The 11121-nt window shown below is 72.1% G+C and carries 9 protein-coding genes and 2 pseudogenes; 2 read left to right on the top strand and 9 right to left on the bottom strand.

Features of this window, described 5'->3' with window-relative positions:
* Nucleotides 1-87: 87 nt before the first annotated feature.
* The 4 genes from EV567_RS24670 to EV567_RS24685 all read right to left on the bottom strand — a co-directional run bounded on the left by EV567_RS24670 (nucleotide 88) and on the right by EV567_RS24685 (nucleotide 3649).
* Nucleotides 88-411, bottom strand: a complete 324-nt coding sequence (locus EV567_RS24670) for a hypothetical protein (protein WP_130443736.1) — start codon at nucleotides 409-411, stop codon at nucleotides 88-90.
* Nucleotides 408-776 carry a WhiB family transcriptional regulator gene (locus EV567_RS24675; protein ID WP_030784068.1) on the bottom strand — a complete coding sequence of 123 codons (369 nt, stop codon included), beginning with the start codon at nucleotides 774-776 and terminating at the stop codon, nucleotides 408-410. The genes EV567_RS24670 and EV567_RS24675 overlap by 4 nt, the downstream gene beginning before the upstream one ends.
* 174 nt (nucleotides 777-950) lie before the next feature.
* Nucleotides 951-1277: a hypothetical protein gene (locus EV567_RS24680; RefSeq protein WP_242620988.1), complete on the bottom strand. Its 327-nt coding sequence runs from the start codon at nucleotides 1275-1277 to the stop codon at nucleotides 951-953.
* A gap of 173 nt (nucleotides 1278-1450) precedes the next feature.
* Nucleotides 1451-3649 carry an ATP-dependent DNA helicase UvrD2 gene (locus EV567_RS24685; protein WP_242620989.1) on the bottom strand — a complete coding sequence of 733 codons (2199 nt, stop codon included), beginning with the start codon at nucleotides 3647-3649 and terminating at the stop codon, nucleotides 1451-1453.
* A 182-nt stretch (nucleotides 3650-3831) separates the two neighbouring features.
* On the opposite strand from EV567_RS24685, the gene EV567_RS24690 reads away from it, so the two are divergent.
* A complete protein-coding gene (locus tag EV567_RS24690) occupies nucleotides 3832-4089 on the top strand; it encodes a mycoredoxin (protein WP_130443742.1) in 258 nt (85 codons plus the stop codon).
* 112 nt (nucleotides 4090-4201) lie between these two features.
* On the opposite strand, the pseudogene EV567_RS28340 reads toward EV567_RS24690, so the two are convergent.
* Nucleotides 4202-4360: pseudogene (locus EV567_RS28340) on the bottom strand (XRE family transcriptional regulator); the annotation flags it as partial.
* 181 nt (nucleotides 4361-4541) lie between these two features.
* Entirely contained in the window at nucleotides 4542-4745 is a 204-nt protein-coding gene (locus EV567_RS28430; protein WP_278044781.1) for a helix-turn-helix domain-containing protein, read from the bottom strand.
* Here EV567_RS28430 and EV567_RS24705 point away from each other — a divergent pair.
* Nucleotides 4720-4785: pseudogene (locus EV567_RS24705) on the top strand (NrdH-redoxin); the annotation flags it as partial. The gene EV567_RS28430 and the pseudogene EV567_RS24705 overlap by 26 nt on opposite strands.
* Before the next feature lie 116 nt (nucleotides 4786-4901).
* Here EV567_RS24705 and nudC read toward each other — a convergent pair.
* From nudC to EV567_RS24720, 3 genes are all read right to left on the bottom strand, one after another.
* Nucleotides 4902-5846, bottom strand: a complete 945-nt coding sequence (gene nudC, locus EV567_RS24710) for an NAD(+) diphosphatase (RefSeq protein WP_130443744.1) — start codon at nucleotides 5844-5846, stop codon at nucleotides 4902-4904.
* A 144-nt stretch (nucleotides 5847-5990) separates the two neighbouring features.
* Nucleotides 5991-7403: a dipeptidase gene (locus EV567_RS24715; RefSeq protein ID WP_130443746.1), complete on the bottom strand. Its 1413-nt coding sequence runs from the start codon at nucleotides 7401-7403 to the stop codon at nucleotides 5991-5993.
* A 10-nt stretch (nucleotides 7404-7413) separates the two neighbouring features.
* Nucleotides 7414-11022: an ATP-dependent DNA helicase gene (locus EV567_RS24720; protein ID WP_165430475.1), complete on the bottom strand. Its 3609-nt coding sequence runs from the start codon at nucleotides 11020-11022 to the stop codon at nucleotides 7414-7416.
* Nucleotides 11023-11121: the final 99 nt, after the last annotated feature.

Consider the following 11121-nt stretch of genomic DNA (forward strand, 5'->3'; position numbering starts at 1 on the left):
CGGGGGCCGGTCCGTTCGGACGGGCCGGCCCCCGCGGGGAGAGCTTCGCCTCCCTCACCGGGAGGCCACCGCTTCAGGTGGGAAGGACTACTGCATCACGGCCATCGCGAGCGCCCGGCGAGCACGCAGGGAGGCGCGCTCGGCCCGGCGCTGCATCCGGCGGGCGGTCGCCAGGCGCATGGCCCGGCGTTCCCGCTCGGCCTCGTGCAGCCGGTCGTGCATATGCGCACGTGCCAGGGCTTCTGGGATGAGTTGCATCTCTCGGGTCCTGTTCTGACGCGAGTCGTTCGCGCCGGTGGTGGTGACGTGTTCGGTCGCGGAGCCTGCGGGCTCGCTGGTGGACGGCTTCATCGGGGCCTGCTTCTTGGGGTCGTGCGTGAGGGGACGGTCGATGGTTCCTGCGATGTTCATGCCGTGACCGGGTTCTTGCGCGGGCGGCCACGCGGCCGCTTCCGGGCGACGACGACACCCTGGACGAACAGCTCGCCACCCCAGACGCCCCAGGGCTCACGCCGCTCCTTGGCGCCGGCGAGGCAGGCCTCCATCAGCGGGCAGGTGCGGCAGAGGGACTTGGCGTACTCGACGTCTGCCGGCGACTCGGCGAAGAAGACCTCCGGGTCGTAGGAACGGCAGGGGACGGGTACCCCCAGGTTCTCGATGGCGTCGTCGAGCGCGGTGAGCGCGGTGAGCGGGGTCAAGGCGGAGTCCTCCGTGAGGCCGGGCGGGGGGATCGTTTCGGAAGGCGGTACGGACGGGGCGTGCGCTTCGAGTTGCACGGTTCGTCTTCCTCGTCTGGTCGGTCGGCCCTGTGGGGCCGGTGGCGGCTGGTACCGGGTTCTTTTCTTGTCCCGAGGCCCCTTCGCTTCGTCGTCCCTGGTGGAGGACAAACAGAAGGGCCGCGGATCCCGGATGGGGTTCCGCGGCCCTGAAGGCGCCGGCCTGATCGAAGATCAGGCTGGATCACTCCAGGGTTCTGGCCCACGGAAGGCCCACATCTGGTGGTGCTGCGTCGTCTGCTTCCGGAATCCGGCACCGGTCGCCGTAAAGGCATAGGCCTTCGCCTGTGCCACTACTGCCGCTTCCAGTGCCTTGGTCGGTCGCTCGCTGCGCTCGCGGACAGGGAGGCCCGCAAGAGCGACGGGAGAGGACGCCGGCCGATCGGCACGAATGCCGGACAGACCGGTGCCCAGGTTCGAGGCGCCGAGCATGCACATGGAGACGATCGAGCGATCGGTCAGTTTGGCGGTGCTGGTGGAGCTGGTGTTGTTGATGATCACTTCAATCGCCTCCTCTCGGCGTCTCGGGGGACCAGGGGTGAGCCCGGTCCGACGGATATGCAAGTAGAGCACGGGATCAGGGCCTTCGAGAAGGCCTCTGTTCTCGTGCCTAAGAACCTATGGGGATTGCCGGGGCATGCGCAAACTATTTTTTCGACGAGTTCGGATCAGTCTCATTCGGCCTCTCCAGCCGGGTCCTGGCCTGCACAGATAGCCAGTACATCGGCCCCGTAGCGGTGGAACTTGCGCATACCGACCCCCGGGATCCGCGTCAGCTCGGCCGCCTCCTCGGGGACGGCCTCGGCGATCGCGATGAGGGTCTTGTCGGTGAAGACGCAGTAGGCGGGCTGACCGTTGCGCCCCGCCTGGATCGCTCGCCAGTCGCGCAACCGCTCGTAGAGGCCCTCGTCCATGTCCGAAGGGCAGTCCTCACAGCGCATCAGCTTCATCTCGCCGGCGTCGGTCAGACCGCGCCCGCAGACCCGGCAGCGGGCCGGGGTGCGCTGCGTCCGCCGCGGCACGGCGGAGACTCCCGCCGCCCGGCTCGTCACACCGCGCTCGACGCCTCCCTGGGCGGCGGGCCAGCCCCGCCCCGCCACGCCGCCGGAGCCGGGCCGCAGCCCGTCGAGGAAGCGGCTGGGGCGGCGGTTCGGCCGTCCGCCGGGCGATCGGGACAGCGCCCAGGAGACATGGAGACGCTCGCGGGCGCGGGTGACCCCGACGTAGAGGAGACGGCGCTCCTCCTCGATCTGCTCGTCGGTCTTCGCGTAGGTGATCGGCATCATGCCCTCGGCGACGCCGACCAGGAAGACGACGTCCCACTCCAGGCCCTTGGCCGAGTGCAGGGAGGCGAGGGTGACGCCCTGCACGGTCGGGGCGTGCTGGGCGTTTGCCCGCTCGTCGAGCTCGGCGACCAGGTCGGCGAGGGTGACGCCGGGCCGTGCGGCGGCGAAGTCCTGCGCCAGGTGGACCAGGGCGGCCAGCGACTCCCAGCGCTCTCTGACGGCGCCGGACCCCGCGGGCGGCTTGGGCGTCCAGCCCTCGCCGGACAGCACGGCACGCACCTGGGAGGGCAGGTCGTCGGCGTCGTCGAGGAAGGTGTCGTTGCCGCTGAAACGGGCTGAGCCGCGCAGGGAGACGATGGCCTTGCGCACCTCGGGCCGGTCGAAGAACCGCTCGGCGCCGCGCAGCTGGTAGGGGATGCCGGCGTCGGCGAGGGCCTGTTCGTAGGTCTCGGACTGGGCGTTGGTGCGGAACAGGACGGCGACCTCGGCGGCCGGGACGCCGGCGTCGAGCAGTTCGCGGATGCGGTGGGCGGCGCCCTCGGCCTCGGCGGGCTCGTCGGTGTACTCGCAGTAGGCGGGTTCCGGCCCCGGGGCGCGCTGGGAGATCAGCTCGAGGCGGTGGTCGGCGGCGCGGCCCCGGGCCTGGGCGAGCAGACCGTTGGCGAGATGGACGACCTGGGGCGTGGAGCGGTAGTCGCGGACCAGCTTGACGACGGTGGCGCCGGGGTGGCGGGTGCGGAAGTCCAGAAGGTGGTCGGGGGTGGCTCCGGTGAACGAGTAGATCGTCTGGCTGGCGTCGCCCACCACGCACAGGTCGTCCCGGTCGCCGAGCCAGAGCTCCAGCAGGCGCTGCTGGAGGGGGCTGACGTCCTGGTACTCGTCGACGACGAAGTGCTGGTACTGGGCGCGGACCTGCTCGGCGATGTCGCGCCGGTCCTGGAGGACGGCGACGGTCAGCAGCAGCACGTCCTCGAAGTCGATGACGGCGCGCTGCCGCTTGAGGTCCTCGTAGGCGGCGTAGAGCTGGGCGATCTCCGCGGGGTCGCGGGGGGCGTCCCGGCCCGCCACGGCGGCGGCGGCCGGGTAGTCGGCGGGGACGGTCTGGGTGACCTTGGACCACTCGATCTCGGCGGTGGCGTCGCGCAGCTCGCCCCGGTCGAGTCGGATGCGGCAGGCGGCCGCCGCGTCGGCGACGAGCTGGATCTTGCGGTCGACGAGCCGGGGCAGCGAGCCACCGACGGCTTTCGGCCAGAAGTACTGGAGCTGACGCAGGGCGGCGGAGTGGAAGGTGCGGGCCTGGACACCCTGGGCGCCGAGCTGACGCAGCCGGCCGCGCATCTCGCCGGCGGCGCGGTTGGTGAACGTGACGGCGAGCACGCTGGAGGGTTGCAGGACACCGGCGCGCACTCCGTAGGCGATGCGGTGGGTGATCGCCCGGGTCTTGCCCGTCCCGGCTCCCGCCAGCACGCACACCGGACCGCGCAGGGTGGTGGCCACCTCGCGCTGCTCGGGGTCGAGCCCTTCGAGCACCGCGTCGGCCGAGTCCGGTACCTGCGGGAAGAGGGGGGAATGCGTTGCTGCTGTCACACAGCCATGCTGCCAGGTCGCCGGAGACGGGCGGGACGGTTGTCCACAGGCGGGCACCCGCAGTCGTACTAATGCGGCAGGCGTCACGCCGTGCGGGGCTTCCCCGAGGGAATGACGGCGCGTGCCCGTACGTTCCTCCACTGCGACCAGACGTCCCCGAGCCTTTTAGGAGCGCGACCGACATGCCGGGCACCGTGACGATGTACAGCACCACGTGGTGCGGCTACTGCCGCCGGCTGAAGAGCCAGATGGACCGCGAGGGCATCACGTACGACGAGATCAACATCGAGCAGGACCCGGAGTCCGCGGCCTTCGTGGAAAAGGCGAACGGCGGAAACCAGACGGTGCCGACGGTTCGGGTAGTTCCCTCCACCGGCGGCGACGAGGTCGTGATGACGAACCCGAGCCTTGCCCAGGTGAAGCAGGCGCTCAGCGCCTGACGACCCGCTCCCCACACGCAGAGAGACCCCCGTCATCGAGTTCGACGGGGGTCGTCTGCTGTCTTGCTCCGCCCTTCAGAAGGGAGCGCGCCCGCGCAAGGGCACACCTGCCTCAATCCGGGAGGGTCGAGTACCGCTCAATGCTTGCGCGCCCTGTGGACCGGTCGAGTAGGCGCAGCTCCCACGGGCCCGTGTTCACGTCGAAGTCCTTGCCGAACCCGACCCACTTGCCCGCCATACGTCGGCCCGTCGGCTCGATCAGCAGCTGAATCGGCCGCAGTCGTCATGATCCGAGAGTAGCCACGGCACGCCGCCAGTGACACCGGTTTGACGCCCTCGGGGCGGCTTCTCCGACGTGAGCGTTTCCCTGATTGGTCCACCGGAGGGCAAGACCGTGGGCACCATGCTGGTCTGCGCCTGGTCGACTTGACCGCGCGGCTGTACAGGCCGCCTCAGGCGCCCTCTCCAAGGTGGCGGTACAAGGTGGCACGGGAGATCCCGAGAGCCTTGGCGATGGCGCTCACGCTCTCGCCCTTCGCTTGCCTGGCCAGGGCCACGGTGAGCACGTCCTCACTCACGACTGACGGCCGTCCGCCGGTACGCCCCTGAGCCTTGGCCGCGTCGAGTCCGTTCCCCGACGGTTCGACGCTGACCAACCCTTCGCTGGCTCAGGTGAAGCAGAAGATCGGCGCGTGAGGCACCGCGGCGTGAGCGGGTGGCTCACGGCGGTGTGAGGAGGGCGGTCCCCGAGGGTTCGGGGGCCGCCTTCTCTGTGTCCTGTCAGCCCGTGCGGCGTGTCACGTCGTGCCGGGTCACAGGGAGCTGCGGGTCGGCAGGGGCTTGCCGTACCAGAGTTCGATCAGGCGGGCCGCGATGGAGATGCCGTAGGGCGGCAGGACCTCGCCGGATTCGAAAGCGGCGCCCAGTTCGTCGCGGGAGAACCAGCGCGCCTCGTGGATCTCGTCGCCGTCGACCTGGATGTCGGTGGAGGTGGCGCGGGCCGTGAAGCCCAGCATCAGGCTGGACGGGAAAGGCCAGGGCTGGCTGGCGACGTAGTCGACCCGGCCGACGCTCACCCCGACCTCCTCGAAGGCCTCGCGGCGCACGGCCTGCTCTATGGACTCGCCGGGCTCGACGAATCCGGCGAGGGTGGAGAAGCGGCCTTCGGGCCAGTGGACCTGGCGGCCGAGCAGGATGCGGTCCTCCCCGTCCGTCACGGCCATGATCACCGCGGGGTCGGTGCGCGGGTAGTGTTCGGCGCCGCACGCCGGGCAGCGGCGGATGTGGCCGGCGGCGGCGATGACCGTGCGCTCCCCGCAGCGGGAGCAGAAGCGGTGGGTGCGCTGCCAGTTCTCCAGACCGACGGCGTGCACCATCAGGCCGACGTCCCGCGGGGACAGCAGCAGTCCGGCCTCGCGCAGGCCGGCCGGGCGGGCGGACTGGTCGATACGGCCGGGCAGCGCGTCCTTCTGGAGGGCGAAGTAGCTGACGCCGTCCTCGTCGGTGCCGAGGAAGTACCGGTGGGCCTCGGTGAGGGGGGCTTCGAAGGACGGGGTCATGACGAGCTCGGTGCGTCCGTCGGACGTCTCGTCGATGAGGACCTGGCCGCCGGAGACGACGAAGCAACGCGTCGTGGGGTGGCTCCACGCCGCGGCGAGCCAGGCCTCGTCGAGCCGGTGGTGGGCGGCCCGGTCGATGCCGCTCGGCGCTGTGAGTGAGACGGGCCGGTCGGCGTTCTGGTCGGTCCAGGTGGTCACTGGTGCTTCCAACTCCCCCGTTGAGCGGTGGTGTGGGCGGGCGGTTCAGCAGGACGTGCGGCGGGCGACCGTGCCGGGCGCGGTGGGGCGGGGCGGTTCTTCCGGTGTGCCCCGCGTGGTGCCGCTCCGGATCGGGCGGCGTCGTCAGGGTGCACGGCGCCAGGTCTCGGCGAGGTCGCCCCAGAGGTGCGCGGCGGTCTCGACGCCCTTGAGGAGGAGGCTCAGCTCGACCTTCTCGTTCGGGGCGTGCCACCCGTCGGAGGGGACGGAGATGCCCAGGAAGAGCACGGGAGCGCCCAGGACTTCCTGGAGGTCGGCGGCGGGGCCCGAGCCGCCCTCGCGGGTGAAGCGGACGGGGCTTTCGAAAGCGCGGCCCATGGCGCGGACGACGGCCTGGAGTGCGGGGTGGTCCAGCGGGGTCAGACACGGCCGGGTGGCGGGGCTGAAGGTGATCTCGTGCCGGATCCCGGCGGGCACCTGTGCCTCGGCCCAGGCGCGTACGGCCTTCTCGACCTGGTCGGGATCCTGTCCGGCGACCAGCCGGAAGGACAGCTTCACGAAGGCCGAGGACGGGATGACCGTCTTGCTGCCGGGGCCCTGGTAGCCGCCGCCGATGCCGTTGACCTCGGCGGTGGGGCGGGCCCAGACGCGCTCCAGGGTGGTGTGCCCGGCTTCGCCGTGGGCGGCGTGGGACTTGGCGGTGCGCAGCCACCGTTGCTCGTCGAAGGGGAGTTCGGCGAAGAGTTCGCGTTCGCGGTCGGTGAGTTCGACGATTCCGTCGTAGAAGCCGGGGACGGCCACGCGTGCGTGTTCGTCGTGGAGGGCGGCGACGAGGCGGGCGACGGCGGTGGCCGGATTGGGCACGGCGCCGCCGAAGGAGCCGGAGTGGATGTCCTGGTCGGGGCCGAAGAGGCGGATCTCGCACTCGGCGAGACCGCGCATGCCGGTGCACACCGTGGGTGTGTCCTCGGACCACATGCCGGTGTCGGAGACGATGACCGCGTCGGCGGCGAGCCGTCCGGCGTTGTCCTCGACGAGGGCGCGGAAGTTCGGGGAGCCGGACTCCTCCTCGCCCTCGATCAGCAGTTTGAGGTTGACGGCGGGGGCGGTGCGGCCGGTGGCGGCGAGGTGGGCGCGTACGCCCAGGGTGTGGAAGAAGACCTGTCCCTTGTCGTCGGCGGCCCCGCGCGCGTAGAGGCGGTCGTCGCGGACGACGGGCTCGAAGGGGTCGCTGTCCCAGCCGTCCTCGCGGGCGGCGGGCTGCACGTCGTGGTGGCCGTAGACGAGGACCGTGGGCGCCTGGGGGTCGCCGGAGGGCCACTCGGCGTAGACGGCGGGGGCGCCGGGCGTGGGCCACACCTCGGCGGTGGGGAAGCCGGTCTCCTTGAGTTTCGCGGCGAGCCAGTCCGCGCTGCGCCGTACGTCGGGTGCGTGGTCGGGCTGGGCCGACACCGACGGGATGCGCAGCCACTCGGCGAGGTCGTCGAGGAAGGCGGCACGGTGCCGCTCGATGTGCGTGCGGACGGCGCTGACGGCACTGTCAACGGGATGGCTCATGGTCACGAGCCTATCGGCCCGCGCCGACATCCTCTCCGGGCGGTTGTGCACGCCTCTCACGCGTGGAGGGCTGCCCGGGATCGTCCTCGGCGGCGTCGTCCTGCGTCAACAGGCGCTCCAGCGCGGCCCGGTCCGGCAGTCCTTCGGGGTGGACGACCTCGCCGGTGCGCACGTACACGAAGGCCGCTGTGACGGATTCCACGGGCACGCCCTGCTGCTCGGCCCAGGCGAGCCGGTACAGCGCGAGCTGGAGGGGGTCGGCGGTGCGGCCCCGGTTGGTCTTCCAGTCGACGATCTCGTAGGTGGCCGTCTCGTCGTCGCCCTCTTTGTAGACGGCGTCGATGCGGCCGCGGATGACGCGACCGGCGAGGGTGAGCTGGAAGGGCGCTTCGACGCGGTGAGGGGTGCGGCGGGCGTACTCGGTGCGTTCGAAGGCGTCCTTGAGTGCCTCCAGGTCCCGTTCGTCGGTGATCTCGGCGTCCTCGCCGGGCAGTTCGTCGGGTTCGAGCAGGGGGAGGGTGAGTTCCTCGAAGCGGGCTTCGACCCAGGCGTGGAAGCGGGTGCCGCGGCGGGCGGCGGGTTGCGGGGGCAGGGGCATGGGGCGGGCGAGTTCCTGGGCGAAGCCGTCCGGGTCGGCTGCGAGGCGCAGCAGTTGGGAGGCGGTCAGTGTGGGGGGCAGGGGGACGTCGGTGACGCTCTGCCGGGCGCGCTGGAGTTCTCCGGTGAGGGCGTCGAGGTCGCGGTCCCAGGAGGCGATGGTGCGGGCTTCCTCGGGGGTGAGGCGGGTGTGGCGCGGCTCGGGCGGATGGCGGCGGGCGGGCTGTTCGGGCGGCGGGGCCTGGTGCGGGACGGTGGGGCGGGCCGGGGTCCACTCGTCCTCCCAGTGGACGGGCCCTTCGCCGGAGGCGTCGGGCCCGTCGTCCTCGAAGGGGTCGCCGGCTTCGTCGTACGACGGTTCGTCGTAGAGGGCTTCCTCGTGGGGCGGTTCGTCGTGGGCGGGGTCCTCGTCCGGCGGCGGCCACTCCGGGTGGTCGGTGGTCTCGGGGCCGTGCGCGACGGTGTGACGCCGGTCGTGGGGCGCGGTGTCGGGCGGGTGGTGTGTGCGGGCGGCGAGGGTGTCCAGGTGGGTGAGGACGGTCTCGGCGGCGGCGCGGCGGCGGGCCAGGGCGTCGGCGTCCAGGGGCAGCGGCCAGGCGTGGTCAGCGGCGGCGTGGTGGAGGGCGGGGTTCTCGGCGTCGTCGTCGGGTTCGTCGGCCCAGGCCTCGATCTCGCCGTGGCCGGCCGCGCAGTGGTCGTGGAGGGCCTGGAGGAAGGCGGAGGGTCCGCGGGGCTTCTTCTGGGTCGGGCCCCACCAGTGGCCGGATCCCAGGAGCAGCGAGCGGGGGCGGGTGAAGGTGACGTAGCCGAGGCGGAGTTCCTCGGTGTGCTGGTGCTCCTTCATGGCCTCGTGGAAGGCCTTCATGCCGCGCGAGTCCCAGTCCTGGATGTCGGGGAGCGTGTCGGCGTCGCCGCGCAGCGCGTGCGGCAGCACCTTGGCCTGGGCGGTCCACTTCTCGCGGCCCTGGCCGCTGGGGAAGGTGCCTTCGACCAGGCCGGGGACGGCGACGACGTCCCATTCCAGGCCCTTGGACTTGTGCGCGGTGAGGACCTTGACGGTGTTCTCGCCGCCGGGCAGCGCGTTGTCGAGGCCCTTCTCGTACTGGGCGGCGGTGCGCAGGAAACCGAGGAACGCGAGGAGACCGGCCTCGTTCTCGCCGGCGGCGAAGGAGGCGGCGATGTCCAGGAAGTTCGACAGGGTCTCGCGCCGGCGGGCGGCCAGGGCGTGCGGGGAGGCCGACAGTTCCACTTCGAGGCCGGTGACGGCGAGGACGCGGTGCAGGACGTCCATCAGGGGGTCGGCCAGGGATCGGCGCAGGTCGCGTAGTTCGGCGGCGAGCCGGGCGAAGCGTACGCGCGCGTCCGGCGAGAAGGGCAGCCCGTCGTCGCCGCCGGTGCCCGCGGTGTGGTGGAGGGGTGATTCAAGGAAGGTGTCGAGGGCGTCGGCGAGCGAGATCACTTCGGAGGGGTCGACGCCTTCGACGGCTTCGGCGAGGCGTCGGTCGGGGTCGTCCGCGTCGTCCCCGCGCGCGTGGGTCACCAGCAGCCGGGCCCGCCGCCCGAGGAGGGCGAGGTCGCGTGGGCCGATGCGCCAGCGCGGGCCGGTGAGCAGGCGCACCAGGGAGGCGTTGGCGCCGGGGTCCTGGAGCACCTCGCAGACGGCGACGAGGTCGGCGACCTCCGGCAGGTGCAGCAGCCCGGAGAGGCCTACGACTTCCACGGGGACGTCCCGGGCGACGAGTGCGCCCTGGATCTCCGCGAAGTCGGTGGCGGTGCGGCACAGGACGGCGATCTCGCCGGGCGCCTTGCCGGTGGCGACCAGGTAGGCGACGGAGTCGGCGATCCAGGCGATCTCCTCGGCGTGGGTGGCCAGGAGGGCGCAGCGCACGAGTCCGTCGCGTTCGGCGCCCGGGGCGGGGCGCAGGGCTTCCACGCCCGCGTGCATGGCGCGCAGGGGTTCGGCGAGTCCGTTGGCGAGGTCGAGCAGACGGCCGCCGCTGCGGCGGTTCTCGCTGAGGGCCTGGCGGGTGGCGGGGCGGCCGTCGGCGTGGGCGAAGTGCTCGGGGAAGTCGTCGAGGTTGGCGACGGAGGCGCCGCGCCAGCCGTAGATCGCCTGGCAGGGGTCGCCCACGGCGGTGACGGGGTGGCCGGTGCCGCCGCCGAAGAGGCCGGCGAGCAGGATGCGCTGGGCCACGGAGGTGTCCTGGTATTCGTCCAGGAGAACGACGCGGAACTCCTCGCGCAGGAGCCGGCCGACTTCGGGGACCTGGGCGAGTCGTGCCGCCAGGGCGATCTGGTCGCCGAAGTCGAGCAGGTCGCGTTCGCGCTTGGCGGCCCGGTAGCGGCGCACGAGGTCGGTGAGTTCACGTCGGGCCGCCGCGGCGTCGGGTGCCTTGCGCAGGTCGGCGTTGCTGAGTTTCGCGCCTTCCAGGGTGTGCAGGAGTTCGGCGTCCCACGCGCGCAGGTCCTCGGGAGCGACGAGGTGCTCGGCGAGTTCGGCGTCGAGGGCGAGGAGGTCGCTGACCAGGTCGGCGAAGGAGCGGGTGAGCGCCGGGTAGGGGCCGGGCGCCTCGCGCAGCACGCGGGCGGCGAGCTGGTAGCGGGTGGCGTCGGCGAGCAGCCGGGAGGTCGGCTCCAGGCCGATGCGCAGGCCGTGGTCGGTGAGCAGCCGGCCGGCGAAGGAGTGGTAGGTGGAGATGACCGGCTCGCCCGGCGGGTTGTCCGGGTCGATGACGTCGGGGTCGGTGACGCCGGCTTTGACCAGCGCCTTGCGGACGCGTTCGGCGAGTTCGCCGGCGGCCTTGTTGGTGAAGGTGAGGCCGAGCACCTGTTCGGGGGCGACCTGTCCGGTGCCGACGAGCCACACCACGCGCGCGGCCATCACCGTCGTCTTGCCGGAGCCGGCACCGGCCACGATCACCTGCGGGGCGGGCGGCGCGGTGATGCAGGCCGTCTGCTCCGGGGTGAAGGGGATGCCGAGGAGCTCTTTGAGCTGCTCGGGGTCGGTGATGCGGGCTGGCATGTGGCGAAGGCTAGCGGCGGGCACTGACAGTCGATGACAAACCGCCCGCCGTCGCGCCGGAAAGCGCAGGTCAGCAGGTGTGGTGCGGTCCGTCACACC

Source organism: Streptomyces sp. BK239, from assembly GCF_004217285.1.
Taxonomy (GTDB): Bacteria; Actinomycetota; Actinomycetes; order Streptomycetales; family Streptomycetaceae; genus Streptomyces.